Below are 13,764 nucleotides of genomic sequence, written 5' to 3'. Positions count from 1 at the left end.
CAGACAGATCGGAGCTGACGAGATGAAAACCTTTCCCATGTTTCTCACCATGACGGGCCGGCGTGTTGTTATTGTCGGCGGAGGCGAGCAGGCCGCACAGAAGTGCCGCCTTATGCTGAAGACCGAGGCGCAGATCGACGTTCTGGCGGATCAACTGAACGATGAGTTGCACAGCCTCGCCCGGACCGGGCGGATCAACTGGCGTCGAGGCCGCATAGGGCCAACGGCCTTTGTGGATGCGGCCCTTGTCTTTGTGGCGACAGGATGTCCCGGTTTGAATGCCTGTCTGCACATGCTGGCCAAGGATGCGGGGGCCATTGTCAACGTCGTGGATCAGCCAGACCTGTGCGACGCCATCACGCCGTCGATCATCGACCGCGACCCGGTCGTGGTGGCCATCGGCACCGAAGGCACGGCCCCCGTCCTTGCCCGTCAGATCAAAACCCGGCTGGAGGAGATGCTGGAACCGCGCCTTGGCGACCTTGCCGCCCTCGCTGGCCGTTTGCGTGGGCTGGCCGCCCGCAGGCTGGGTCCACGCCAGCGCCGCGATTTGTGGTCGTGGGTGTTTGACGGCCCCATGCGCACACAACACGCCAAGCAGGGTGACGCGCCTGTGGCGACGGCTATCAAGACGGTAATTGCATCTGGCAGGATCCCGGAAAAAGGGCCCGCCCCAGTCGCGTTGGTCGGCGCAGGCCCCGGCAGCAGCGATCTGATCACCCTGCGCGGGGTGCAGCGCCTGCAAGAGGCGGACATCATTTTCTATGACCGACTGGTTGATCCGGGCATCCTCGAACTGGCGCGTCGCGATGCCGAGCGTGTCTATGTGGGCAAGGCACCGGGCTGTCACAGCTGGCCGCAGGACCGTATCAACAGCCTGACCGTGTCGGCCGCGTTGCGCGGGCAACGGGTTGTGCGTCTGAAATGCGGCGATCCGGGCGTTTTTGCGCGCGGCGCGGAAGAGGCCGAGGCACTGGTGGAGGCAGGCCTGTCCTACGAGATCGTACCCGGCGTAACGGCGGCGAGTGGCGCAGCAGCGGCGATCGGCGGTTTTCTGACTGAACGGGGCGAGACCGACACATTGGTTCTGACGACTGGGCGCAAGGCGCAAGCCAAAGAGCGTCCCGATTGGGTGCGGCATCTGAGTGCGCGCAGCAATGTCGCTGTGTACATGGGGATGCAGACGGCCCCACAGATCGTTGATGTTCTCGGGCACGCGGGGCTGCTGAACGAAGTGCGTGTCACGGTCGTCAGCAACGCACAAAGAGCGGACCAAAGGGTGCTGGAGTGCGCCGCAACTGAACTGGTTGGACAAATCACAGCGCATGGCCTTGTCAGTCCGGCAATCCTGTTTTTGCGGCGCACGGATGTGGCCCAAGCGACAGTCGCGCAGAATGCCCCTGCGTTGCACGCCGTTGCAGGCTAAATCCTCACATCAGCGGATAACGCAATTGTTGCGCAAGATCGACTGATTATTGTCGCTATCGCAATAGTGAATGCCCATGCCTGTCTATTCTTGAAACGCCCCAAAGGCCTTAGATGTCTCTCAGCCAAAGACAGACACGCCGAAAGGGATCAGCATGATCAAGGATATCAAAGGGTTGCACCACGTCACCTCGATGGCGGCGGATGCCAATGAAAACAACGCGTTCTTTACGCACACGCTTGGTCTGCGCCGTGTCAAGAAGACCGTGAACTTCGACGCGCCCGAGGTCTATCACCTCTATTATGGGGACGAGATAGGCACGCCGGGGTCGGTCATGACCTACTTTCCGTTCGGTCAGATGCCACGTGGGACGCGCGGCGTGGGCGAAGTGGGCGTAACAGAATTTGCCGTGCCCTCAGGCTCCCTGCCCTATTGGAGTGACCGGCTGACCGCCAAAGGCGTCACCGGATTGACACAAGACACCTTCCTTGGCGAGGCGCGCCTTGGCTTTGACGGACCCGATGGCGACAGCTTTGCGCTTGTCGAAAGCGCGCCCCAGGGACGCACGCCCTGGGCCGGAACGGACGTGCCCGAAGACGCAGGCATTCTTGGTTTTCGCGGGGCTCGGTTCCGGTTGCAGGATGCTGCCGCGACGGGCGAGTTGCTGACCTATATGGGCTACCAGAAGGCTGAAAGCGAAGGCAACACAACCCGCTATGTGATCGAAGGCGGCAATGCTGCTGACACCATCGACCTTGAGGAGATATCATCGGGCAAAGCCGCCAATCAGGGGGCGGGATCCGTCCACCACATCGCCTTTGCAGTAGAGGATCGCGCAGCGCAGCAAGACGTGCGCAAGGCGCTGCTGGATACCGGATACCAGGTCACACCCGTGATCGACCGCGACTATTTCTGGGCGATCTATTTCCGCACACCCGGCGGTGTGCTGTTCGAAATCGCCACGAACGAACCTGGCTTTGATCGCGATGAGGATACCGCAAACCTTGGGCAAGCGTTGAAACTGCCGACCCGCTACGAGGCGCATCGCGCGCAGATTGAAGATCTGTTGCCCACAATCGCGGATTAAGGAGGCACATATGTCGACGCAATCCTACACGGCACTGACCTCGGACCCGGCACCCGGTGCGCCACTGATCTTTGCCTTTCATGGCACGGGCGGGGACGAACACCAGTTCTTTGACTTTTCCAGACAACTTGTGCCGGGGGCGGGCGTAATCTCGCCCCGCGGCGATGTGTCTGAAGGCGGGGCGGCGCGGTTTTTTCGCCGTACGGGCGAGGGTGTCTACGACATGGACGATCTGGCGCGGGCGACGGAGAAGATGGCGGGGTTCATTGCGACCCATAAGGCAACGCATTCGGACGCGCCGATTTATGGTTTTGGCTATTCGAACGGGGCAAACATTCTGGCGGCGGTGGTCATGCAGCGTCCGGACCTGTTTGATCGTATCGCGCTGCTGCATCCGTTGATCCCATGGCAACCCGCACCCGTTCCCGCACTTGCAGACCGCGCCGTTCTGATTTCAGCGGGCCAGAACGACCCGATTTGTCCGTGGCCGCAAAGCGAAGCGCTGATGACATGGTTCAAAGATCAGGGCGCTCAGGTCACCCGTGAAATCCACGATGGCGGGCACGAACTGCGCCGCAGCGAAGCGGACGCACTGGCACGGTTCATGGCCGCCTGATCAACAACGCTGCTGGCACCAAAACCAGCGGCGTTTTGCTGGTTTCCGACGAAGACCCAGTGCACGCCGCGGAATGGCTGCAAAACCTGTGACCGATCTGCCGCGTATCCCACCTTAACGGTTGTCTTGGACCTGTTGTTAAGCGTAGCTAGCGCTAACAGAACACGCCCGGCATGGGCATATTTCATAGGTTCAGGAGACCGATGATGCGTGAATGGTGGCGAGACGCGGTGATCTATCAGATCTACCCAAGGTCATTTCAGGACGACAATGGCGACGGGATCGGCGACTTACCCGGCATCACGCGCCGTCTGGATCATGTGGCCTCGCTTGGTGTGGACGCGATCTGGCTGTCGCCCTTCTTTACGTCGCCCGACAAGGACATGGGCTACGACGTGTCCGATTACACCGGGGTCAATCCGCTGTTCGGCACGGTCGAGGATTTCGATGCTTTGACGGCGCGCGCCCATGATCTGGGTCTCAAGGTCATCATTGATCAGGTGCTGTCGCACAGTTCCGACCAGCATCCGTGGTTCGAGGAAAGCCGTCAGGACAAGACCAATCGCAAGGCCGACTGGTATGTCTGGGCTGACCCCAAGAAGGATGGCAGCCCCCCCAACAACTGGCCATCCGTGTTTGGCGGCTCGGCTTGGATGTTCGATCCGCGCCGCCGTCAGTATTTCATGCACAACTTCCTGACCTCGCAGCCTGACCTGAATTTCCACAATCCCGAGGTGGTCGACGCTTTGCTCGAAGCGATGGATTTCTGGCTCAAGCGTGGTGTGGACGGCTTTCGCCTCGACACGGTCAACTTCTACGTGCACGACAAGCAGTTGCGCAACAATCCGGCCAGCAAATACAAGGAATTCCCGGGCAATCCCTATGGCGCGCAACGCCACATCCATTCCAAGACACAGCCCGAGAATATCGAGGTGCTGAAACGCCTGCGCACGCTGCTGGACAAATACGACGACCGGATGATGATCGGGGAAGTGGGCGAAGACGGGTTGCGCCAGATCGAGATCATGGGGGAATACACCTCGGGTCAGGACAAGCTGCACATGGCCTATTCCTTTGCGATGCTCAGCCACGAACATACGCCCAAGCATTTCCGCGACTGCATCGAAGGGTTCATGCGCGACGCCCCCGATGGCTGGCCTTGTTGGTCGTTTTCGAACCACGATGTGCAGCGCCACGTCACCCGCTGGGCGCCCGCCCCGGAGTGGGAAGAGGCAGTTGCCCGTCAATCCATCAACATGCTGGTCAGCTTTCCCGGCACGCTGGGCATCTATCAAGGTGAAGAGCTGGGCCAGACCGAGACGGACATCGAATTCCACGAGTTGCAGGATCTGGGCAACATCGACTTCTGGCCGGACAACAAGGGCCGCGATGGCTGTCGCACGCCAATGGTCTGGGATGAAAGCAAGCCCAATGCAGGGTTTTCCACCGGGGAGCCTTGGTTGCCCGTGAAGGCGCCTCAGGCAGCGCACGCAGTTGCGGGGCAAGAGGGTAAGAACGACTCGGTGCTTGCGACCTATCGCGCCGCCCTCGCGTTTCGCAAATCGCGCCCGGAATTGAGCCTGGGTGAAACCACCTTCCCGAAGGTGCGCAATCCGCTGTTGGCCGTGTGCCGCACTCACGACGGTGTCAGTCTGACGGGTGTTTTTAACCTGTCGGACAAGGCGCAGTCGGTGCGCGTGAACAGCGACGCGACCCTCGCAGGTGCCGCCCATGCGCAGCTCGCCAAAGGCCGTCTGAAACTGCCGCCTTTCGGCTATGCCTATGTCGAAACCCGAGGAGATCAGAGCCCGGTGGGGTGACGCCAGACAGGCGTTCCCAAGAAGGGCCGTGTCATCCGGCCCGACTTGGGGTTAAACTCACCCAGATGAACGACGGCGTCCTGCACACATCCTGCACGGCGCACCAGACTGGAAAGACCAATATCGCATGGCAAAACCACTGACGCGCGACATGGCCTTGCAGGCCGCCCCACCCGCCGAGGTGATTGGCGCCCTTCTTGCCGGGCATCTGACCGATCCCTTCCATTTCCTTGGGCTGCGCGAGCATCCGGACGGTTTTGCGCTGAACGTGTTCGTTCCCGGTGCCGACAGTGTCACCTGTGTCACCGGGAAAGCGACCAAGACCGCGCTTGAACCCGTGCCGGACGCCCCGGGCCTGTTTTGCACTTTGCTCAAAAAAGACCAGCCCTATCGCCTCACCGCAGTTGCGGGCGAAAACAAATGGACGTTCGAGGACCCCTACCGCTTTGACCGGGTGCTGAGCGATGATGACCTTTATTACTTTGGCGAAGGGTCGATGCAGCGTCTTTGGAAGGTGCTGGGCGCACATGTGATGAACGTCGACGGCGTCGCGGGCGTGCATTTTGCCGTCTGGGCACCGAACGCCGAACGGGTCGCGGTCGTTGGTGATTTCAACACATGGGACGCGCGCCGTCATGGAATGCGACGGCTGGGGGCCTCGGGTGTGTGGGAAATCTTTGTCCCCGGTGTGATGCCCGGTGACGTCTACAAATACGCGATCCGGGGTGCGGGCGGCCATGATCTGCCGCTCAAGGCCGATCCGGTCGGGTTCGGATCAGAACATCCGCCCAAGACGGGGTCGATCGTGCGCGACATCGCGGGCCACGACTGGGCCGACGGCAAATGGATGAAAAGCCGTGCCGAACACCACAACACCGACGTGCCAATCAGCATCTACGAGGTGAACCTCGCCAGTTGGAAACGTGCCGAGTGCAATCGCCCATTGTCCTACGAGGAACTGGCCAGTGACCTGATCGATTATGTCGCTGACATGGGCTTTACCCATATCGAGATGATGCCGATCACCGAACACCCTTTTGACGGATCCTGGGGCTATCAGCCCATCGGCATGTATGCCCCCACCATCCGCCACGGCACGCCGGATGAATTCCGCGCGCTGGTCACCGCCGCCCACAACAAGGGGTTGGGTGTGCTGCTGGATTGGGTGCCTGCGCATTTTCCGACGGACGAACATGGGCTGGCGCAATTCGACGGCACGCACTTGTATGAACATGCCGACCCGCGCGAGGGGTTCCACCAGGACTGGAACACCCTGATCTTCAACTTCGGGCGGCGCGAGGTGGTGAATTTCATGACCTCCAACGCGCTTTACTGGTTGGAGGAATACCATCTGGACGGCATCCGCGTGGATGCGGTCGCTTCAATGCTGTACCGCGACTATTCCCGCAAAGAGGGCGAGTGGGTGCCCAACGACCATGGCGGGCGCGAGAACCTCGAGGCCATTTCATTCCTGCAGGGCGTGAACACCTTTGTTTATGGCGAGGATGCCAGTGTCATGACCGTGGCCGAGGAAAGCACCGCCTTTCCCGGCGTGTCGCGCCCTGTCTATCACGGCGGTCTCGGGTTCGGGTTCAAATGGAACATGGGGTGGATGAACGACACCCTGCGTTACATGGAAGAAGACCCGATCAACCGCAAATACCACCACCACCTGATGACCTTCGGCATCCACTATGCGTTCTCGGAAAACTTCGTGCTGCCTATCAGCCATGACGAGGTGGTCCATGGCAAAGGGTCGATGCTGAACAAGATGCCCGGAAATGACTGGGAAAAGTTCGCCAACCTGCGCGCGTACTACGGGTTCATGTGGTCCCATCCGGGCAAAAAGCTGCTGTTCATGGGGCAGGAATTTGCACAGCGGGACGAGTGGAACCACAACCAGAGCCTCGATTGGCATCTGCTTGATGCGCCTGCGCACAAAGGCGTTCAGACACTGGTGCGCGACCTCAACGCGCTCTACCGCGAAACGCCCGCCCTTTACGTCAACGACTGCCGCCCATCTGGCTTTGCGTGGATTGACGGGGGCGACATGGAAAATTCGATCTATGTCTATCAACGCCACGGTGCGCCCGGTGATCCGCGCGTTGTCGTGGTGCTGAACATGACACCGGTAGAGCGGCCAGATCACAGGATCGGGCTGCCGGGGCCGGGGTTCTGGCGTGAGGCACTGAATACGGACGGCGCCGAATATGGCGGCGGTGGGCGTGGCAATCTGGGAGGAGTGCGCGCCGAAGACGTGGAATGGATGGGTCAGGACCAATCCGCCAACGTCACACTGCCCCCGCTTTCGGCAGTCATATTGATTGAAGGGGAGGACGACACATGAAACCGACACCAAACGACAGGCTGTCCAACCGCACGATGGCCTTTGTGCTGGCGGGCGGGCGTGGCAGCCGGCTGAAGGAATTGACCGACAACCGGGCCAAACCGGCGGTCTACTTCGGCGGCAAGACCCGGATCGTGGATTTCGCCCTGTCCAACGCCCTCAACTCCGGCATCAGGAAGATGGCCATCGCGACGCAATACAAGGCCCACAGCCTGATCCGTCACTGCCAGCGCGGCTGGGGTTTTCTGCGGGCGGAACGGAACGAATACCTCGATATCCTGCCCGCCAGCCAGCGAATGGACGAGGAAAAGTGGTACCTCGGCACTGCCGACGCCGTGGCCCAGAACATCGACATCATCGACAGCTATGATGTTGAATACATTGTCGTTCTGGCCGGTGATCACATCTACAAGATGGATTACGAAATCATGCTGCAGCAGCATGTGAACACCGACGCGGATGTGACCATCGGCTGTTTGACCGTCCCCCGGATGGAGGCGACGGCCTTTGGCGTGATGCATTGCGATGAAACGGACCGGATCACCGACTTTCTCGAAAAACCCGCTGATCCGCCCGGCATTCCCGGTGATCCGGACAATGCGCTCGCCTCGATGGGGATCTACGTCTTCAAATGGTCCTTCCTGCGTGAATTGCTGATCAACGACATGGCGGATGATAACTCCAGCCACGACTTCGGCCATGACATCGTGCCTTACGTCGTCAAGAACGGCAAAGCGCAGGCGCACCGCTTCCTTGACAGTTGCGTGCAGTCAGGGCTTGAGACAGAGCCTTACTGGCGCGATGTCGGTACGATCGACGCGTTCTGGCAGGCCAATATTGACCTTACCAAATTCACCCCGCCGCTTGATCTTTATGACAACTCCTGGCCGATCTGGACCTATGCGGAAAGTGTGCCCCCGGCCAAGTTTATTCACAATGAAGAGAAACGGCGCGGGGCTGCGGTGTCTTCGATGGTGTCGGGCGGATGTATCATCTCGGGCTCGGAAATCAGTGAATCGCTGCTGTTCACGGGCGTGCACAGCCATTCGTTTTCCTCGCTGCATCAAGTGGTGGCCCTGCCCTATGTCGACGTGGGCCGCGAGGCGAAGCTGTCCAAATGCGTGATTGATCGCGGTGTACAAATCCCGGATGGCCTTGTCGTCGGGCAGGACCCGGTCGAGGATGCAAAATGGTTCCGCGTGACCGACAGCGGCGTTGTCCTGATCACCAAAAAGATGATCGCCGCGCGCGCCGCTGCCGGAGAGTGAGCAGATGCGCACGGTTCTGTCTGTCACGTCTGAATGCGTCCCCCTGATCAAGACGGGGGGGCTGGCCGATGTGGCCGGTGCCCTTCCCGCAGGGCTCGCGCAGACGGGATGGCAGATGCGCACGTTGCTGCCCGCCTATCCCGGACTGATCGAAAAGGCCGCCGCCAAAAAGAAGGTGTTTGCATTCAAGGATCTGATGGGCGGACCGGCCGGCGTGATGGCCGGGCAAGCGGGGGGCGTCGATGTCCTGTTGCTGGATGCGCCGCACCTATACGACCGGCCTGGCGGGCCTTACGGCAATCCGACCGATTTTCCCGACAACCCGGTCCGCTTTGCCGCGCTGTCCTATGCCGCCGCACAAATCGCGCGCGACGGGCTTTCGGATGGTTGGACACCGCAGGTTCTGCACGCGCATGACTGGCAGGCGGGACTGGCCCCGACTTATCTGAAACTTGGCGGTGATCACGATGTCGCAACTGTCATGACGGTGCACAACATCGCGTTTCAGGGCCTCGCCCCTGCGGCCATGCTGGGTGCAATGCAACTGCCGATTTCCGAGTTCACCTCGGAAGGCTTGGAATATTGGGGGCAGATTAGCACGCTCAAGGCGGGTTTGGTTGATGCCGACGCGATCACGACAGTCAGCCCCACTTATGCCGCCGAGTTGATGAGGCCTGAATTCGGCATGGGTCTGGACGGGTTGATCGCGCACAGGGCCGCCGACCTGAGCGGCATTCTGAACGGCATCGACATGGACGTCTGGAACCCCGAAACCGACCAGGAAATCACGGCCTATTCCGCCACCTCACTGAAAGGCAAAGCCAAGAACCGCAAGGCGTTGATGGCCGAGTTTGGACTGTCGAAGATCGACGGCCCGCTGGCCATCGTCGTCAGCCGCCTGACCTCGCAAAAGGGGATGGACCTGATTGCCGACACAGCCGATCAGTTCGTGGCCATGGGTGGCGGGCTGGCCATCTTAGGCAGTGGCGATCCGGCCATCGAGGACCAGATGCGGATGCTGGCGCGCAATCATCCGGGCAGGATTGGCTTGCGCATCGGCTATGACGAGGCACTGTCGCACCGCATGTTCGGCGGCGGTGACGTGGTGTTGGTGCCCTCACGCTTTGAACCCTGCGGGCTGACGCAGCTTTATGGCCTGCGCTATGGCACTGTCCCGGTCGTGGCGGCCACGGGCGGGCTGGCGGACAGCGTGATCAACGCAAATGTCATGGCGCAGACATCGAACGCGGCAACGGGATTCCAGTTTCATCCCGTCGACTCACTGGCCTTTGGCCACTGCCTGCGCAACGTCACCGACCAGTTTGGCGACAAATCGGGCTGGACCCGCCTGCAAAAACGGGGAATGAAGCAACAACTGGGGTGGGAGGCCTCTTCCGCGGCATATGCTGCACTCTATGAAAGGCTATTGGCGTGAACGTCTCCGCTCAACACGACTTACCCAAGGTGCTTAAACATCACTCGATGTCTGCGGGCCGCCCGTCGCCCATTGGTGCCACCTTCGATGGCGAGGGTGTCAACTTTGCCGTCTTTTCAGAACATGCCGAACGGGTCGAATTGTGCCTGTTCGATCACGACGGCTGGATCGAGATCGCGCGTATTCCTCTGATGGAGCGGGACGGTGATGTCTGGCACATCTATATTTCGGGCCTGACGCCGGGTACGACGTACGGCTACCGCGTGCACGGGCCTTACGATCCAGAAAACGGACATCGGTTCAATCCCAACAAGCTGCTGCTGGACCCATATGCCAAGCGCATCATTGGCGAGGTTGCGTGGAACGACGCGGTCATGGGGTACTCCATCGGGGCCAAGACCGCCGACCTCAGCTTTGATCGACGCGACAGTGCGGCCTATGTGCCGCGTTCGGTGGTGGTTGATCCAAGCTTTGAGTGGGGCAAGGACGCCCCGCCCGAGATCAGCAGTTCAGAGACGCTGATCTACGAGGCGCATGTCAAAGGTATGACTGCGGAATTCCCCGGCCTGCGCCGCGCCCAGCGTGGCCGTTTCCTTGGGATGTCCAGCGAACCGGTCCTTGAACATCTCAACAAGCTGGGCGTGACCACGGTACAGTTGCTGCCGGTCCACGCTTTTCTGGATGACAAGTTTCTCGTGGATGCGAACCTCAGCAATTACTGGGGCTATCAATCCATCGGCTTTTTTGCCCCTGAACCGCGCTATATGGATCAGGCGGGCATCTGGGAATTTCAGGCCATGGTCCGGCGTTTCCATGCCGCCGGGATCGAGGTGATCCTCGATGTGGTCTACAACCACTCGGGCGAGGGCAACCATCTGGGTCCGACCTTGTGTTTCCGCGGTCTGGACAACAAATCCTACTACCGCCTCGAGGGCGACGGGCGTTATTACATCAACGACACCGGGACGGGGAACACGCTGAACGTACGGCACCCGATGGTGCTGCGCATGATCATGGATTCTCTGCGCTATTGGGTCGAGGTCATGCATGTGGATGGCTTCCGCTTTGATCTGGCGACCGTGCTGGGGCGCGAGGAAGAAGGCTTCAACCGCAATGGCGGCTTTCTTGATGCGTTGGGGCAAGACCCGGTGCTGAGCCGTGTAAAACTGATTGCCGAACCGTGGGACCTTGGCCCCGGCGGCTATCAGCTCGGCAACTGGCCCCACCCGTTTCTGGAGTATAATGACAAGTTCCGCGATGGCATCCGCAAGTTCTGGCGCGGCGATGATGGCCTAACCGGCAAGCTGGGCCGCTGTCTGACGGGCAGTGCCGACACTTTCGATCATTCAGGACGCGCGGCCACATCGTCGATCAACTTCATCACCTGCCATGACGGTATGACGCTGCGCGACGTCGTCAGCTATTCCAGGAAAAACAACCACGCGAACGGCGAAAACAACCGCGACGGCACGGATGCGAACTGGTCCGACAACATGGGGGTCGAAGGGCCAACCGACGACCCTGAGATCAACGCTGCGCGTGCCCAGCGCCAGCGCAATCTGATTGCGACCGGGTTCCTGTCTCAGGGCACACCGATGCTGCTGGCCGGGGACGAGATCGGCAACACGCAGATGGGCAACAACAACACCTTTGGTCAGGACAACCCGCTGGGCTGGGTCAACTGGGCCGATGCGGATGACGAACTGCTTGCGTTTGTGCGCAAACTGGCTTGCCTGCGCCGCGAACACAAAGTGCTGCGCCAGACCCGTTTCCTGCATTCGCGCCCGCGCAGTGCAGACGGCAAACCGGACGTGTTCTGGCGTCTGCCCGATGGTGCCGCGCCGACGCGCGAAGAATGGGAAGACCCGAAAACCAAAACCATCGGGGTCGAGCTGCGCACATCGTCGACCACACCCTATTACGCGGCCTCTGACGACGTGATCTTTCTGGTATTCAACAACGGCGCGGATCAGGACGTCGTGCTGCCGCCTTGCGTGCCCCACAAGACATGGGAGCGTATCCTGAACACCGCCGCCCCGGACGAGGGGCCGTATTGCGTGATGGGCGACACGGTGCCGGTGCAGGCACATTCGGTGTCCGTGTTCACATTGACTGCCATCACCTGAAAGGAGCCACCCCATGAGCATAGCAACGATTGCGACCGCCCCGATTGACGGACAAAAACCCGGCACATCGGGTTTGCGCAAGAAGTGCAAGGTGTTCATGGGCGCGCATTACCTTGAGAATTTCGTGCAGGCGATGTTTGACGGGATCGGCGGCGTTGAGGGCAAGACGCTTGTTGTGGGTGGTGATGGCCGCTTTCACAATGATGTCGCCACCCAGACCATTCTGGCGATGGCGGCGGCCAATGGTGCTGCGCGTGCAATCGTGGGCCAGAACGCCCTTTTGTCGACCCCCGCCGCCTCGAACCTCATTCGCACGCTTGAAACGGATGGCGGCGTGATCCTGTCGGCCAGCCACAACCCCGGCGGCGTCGACGAAGACTTTGGCATCAAGTTCAACATGCCCAACGGTGGCCCTGCCCCGGAATCCGTCACAAACGCGATCTTTGAGCGCACCAAGACACTATCGCAATATCGGATCTGGCAAGGCGCGCCTGTCGATTTGTCCGCGATTGGCGTGACCAAGCTGGGTGAGATGCAGGTCAACATCGTCGATCCGGTCGAGGCCTATGTCGACCTGATGCAACGCCTGTTCGATTTCCCCGCCATTGCAGACATGATCAAGGATGGGCTGAAAATCCGGTTTGATGCGATGTGCGCCATCACCGGGCCTTACGCGCGCGCCATTCTGGAAGGCGCACTTGGGGCACCTGACGGCACGGTTGTACACGGGACCCCCCTTCCCGATTTCGGCGGCATGCATCCCGACCCCAACCCCACATGGGCGCATGAGTTGATGGACGAAATGATGGGTGAAAACGCCCCGGGCTTTGGCTGTGCGTCCGATGGCGACGGGGACCGCAACATGATCGTCGGTCCGGGCTGTTATGTCAGCCCGTCGGATTCGCTGGCCGTTATCGCGGCCAACGCGCATGTGGCGCCGGGCTACAGTGACGGGCTCAAAGGCGTGGCGCGCTCCATGCCGACCTCGGCGGCGGTGGACCGGGTGGCCGAAGCGCTTGGCATTGACTGTTACGAGACGCCGACGGGCTGGAAGTTCTTCGGCAACCTCATGGATGACGGGCGGGTCAGCCTGTGCGGTGAGGAAAGTTTTGGCACCGGGTCCGATCACGTACGCGAAAAGGATGGCGTCTGGGCGGTGCTGATGTGGCTGAACATCATGGCTGCGACCGGTAAATCCGTACCCGAGATCATGGAAGAACACTGGGCGCGCTTTGGACGCAACTACTATTCCCGTCACGATTTCGAAGCGATTGAAACCGAAAAGGCCGACGCGCTGATGGCCGACCTGCGCGGCAAGCTCGACAGCCTCAAAGGCCATGTCGAGGGGCCGCTTACAGTCGCCGAGGCGGATGATTACGAATATCTCGACCCGGTGGATGGCAGCACGTCAGCACAGCAAGGCGTGCGGGTCGTGTTCGAAGGCGGCGCGCGCTTTGTGGTCCGCCTCTCCGGCACAGGCACAAGCGGGGCGACGCTGCGCCTCTATCTTGAAAGCCTTGAGACCGAAAAACTGGACCTTGAGCCCCAAGCTGCGCTGATGTCGGTGATCGCTGCGGCGCATGCCATCACGTGCCTCGAACAGCACACCGGGCGCACGTCGCCGGACGTTATCACCTGA

9 protein-coding genes are annotated in these 13,764 nt (G+C 60.6%); all 9 read left to right on the top strand.

The features are described from left to right. Positions 1 to 22 precede the first annotated feature (22 nt). The 9 genes from cysG to ACERZ8_RS09940 all read left to right on the top strand — a co-directional run bounded on the left by cysG (position 23) and on the right by ACERZ8_RS09940 (position 13,764). On the top strand, positions 23 to 1,426 hold the full coding sequence (cysG, locus tag ACERZ8_RS09980; RefSeq protein WP_407592056.1) for a siroheme synthase CysG: 1,404 nt from the start codon (positions 23 to 25) through the stop codon (positions 1,424 to 1,426). 154 nt (positions 1,427 to 1,580) lie between these two features. Next, on the top strand, positions 1,581 to 2,513 hold the full coding sequence (locus ACERZ8_RS09975; protein ID WP_407592055.1) for a VOC family protein: 933 nt from the start codon (positions 1,581 to 1,583) through the stop codon (positions 2,511 to 2,513). Positions 2,514 to 2,523: 10 nt separating this feature from the next. Further along, positions 2,524 to 3,129 carry an alpha/beta hydrolase gene (locus ACERZ8_RS09970; protein WP_407592054.1) on the top strand — a complete coding sequence of 202 codons (606 nt, stop codon included), beginning with the start codon at positions 2,524 to 2,526 and terminating at the stop codon, positions 3,127 to 3,129. Between the two features lie 206 nt (positions 3,130 to 3,335). After that, complete coding sequence (locus ACERZ8_RS09965; RefSeq protein ID WP_407592053.1) at positions 3,336 to 4,949, top strand: alpha-amylase family glycosyl hydrolase; 1,614 nt, start codon at positions 3,336 to 3,338, stop codon at positions 4,947 to 4,949. A gap of 127 nt (positions 4,950 to 5,076) precedes the next feature. Continuing rightward, positions 5,077 to 7,296: a 1,4-alpha-glucan branching protein GlgB gene (gene glgB, locus ACERZ8_RS09960; RefSeq protein ID WP_407592052.1), complete on the top strand. Its 2,220-nt coding sequence runs from the start codon at positions 5,077 to 5,079 to the stop codon at positions 7,294 to 7,296. Continuing rightward, complete coding sequence (gene glgC, locus ACERZ8_RS09955) at positions 7,293 to 8,564, top strand: glucose-1-phosphate adenylyltransferase (protein WP_407592051.1); 1,272 nt, start codon at positions 7,293 to 7,295, stop codon at positions 8,562 to 8,564. Before glgB ends, glgC begins: the two co-directional genes overlap by 4 nt. A gap of 4 nt (positions 8,565 to 8,568) precedes the next feature. Further along, the gene (glgA, locus tag ACERZ8_RS09950) at positions 8,569 to 9,999 is read left to right on the top strand and encodes a glycogen synthase GlgA (protein WP_407592050.1); all 1,431 of its coding nucleotides are present in this window, start codon (positions 8,569 to 8,571) and stop codon (positions 9,997 to 9,999) included. A gap of 47 nt (positions 10,000 to 10,046) precedes the next feature. Continuing rightward, positions 10,047 to 12,125 (top strand): glycogen debranching protein GlgX, encoded by a 2,079-nt coding sequence (gene glgX, locus ACERZ8_RS09945; RefSeq protein ID WP_407592049.1) that lies wholly within the window; start codon positions 10,047 to 10,049, stop codon positions 12,123 to 12,125. A 13-nt stretch (positions 12,126 to 12,138) separates the two neighbouring features. Continuing rightward, entirely contained in the window at positions 12,139 to 13,764 is a 1,626-nt protein-coding gene (locus tag ACERZ8_RS09940) for an alpha-D-glucose phosphate-specific phosphoglucomutase (protein WP_407592048.1), read from the top strand.

Source organism: Tateyamaria armeniaca (assembly GCF_045797845.1).
Classification (GTDB): Bacteria; Pseudomonadota; Alphaproteobacteria; order Rhodobacterales; family Rhodobacteraceae; genus Tateyamaria; species Tateyamaria armeniaca.
This window is presented reverse-complemented; position numbering and strand designations above follow the sequence as displayed.

Excerpts from the sequence above, each read along its gene's own strand:
- cysG (WP_407592056.1), top strand. The coding sequence starts at position 23 with ATGAAAACCTTTCCCATGTTTCTCACCATGACGGGCCGGCGTGTTGTT.
- ACERZ8_RS09975 (WP_407592055.1), top strand. The coding sequence starts at position 1,581 with ATGATCAAGGATATCAAAGGGTTGCACCACGTCACCTCGATGGCGGCG.
- ACERZ8_RS09970 (WP_407592054.1), top strand. The coding sequence starts at position 2,524 with ATGTCGACGCAATCCTACACGGCACTGACCTCGGACCCGGCACCCGGT.
- ACERZ8_RS09965 (WP_407592053.1), top strand. The coding sequence starts at position 3,336 with ATGCGTGAATGGTGGCGAGACGCGGTGATCTATCAGATCTACCCAAGG.
- glgB (WP_407592052.1), top strand. The coding sequence starts at position 5,077 with ATGGCAAAACCACTGACGCGCGACATGGCCTTGCAGGCCGCCCCACCC.
- glgC (WP_407592051.1), top strand. The coding sequence starts at position 7,293 with ATGAAACCGACACCAAACGACAGGCTGTCCAACCGCACGATGGCCTTT.
- glgA (WP_407592050.1), top strand. The coding sequence starts at position 8,569 with ATGCGCACGGTTCTGTCTGTCACGTCTGAATGCGTCCCCCTGATCAAG.
- glgX (WP_407592049.1), top strand. The coding sequence starts at position 10,047 with ATGTCTGCGGGCCGCCCGTCGCCCATTGGTGCCACCTTCGATGGCGAG.
- ACERZ8_RS09940 (WP_407592048.1), top strand. The coding sequence starts at position 12,139 with ATGAGCATAGCAACGATTGCGACCGCCCCGATTGACGGACAAAAACCC.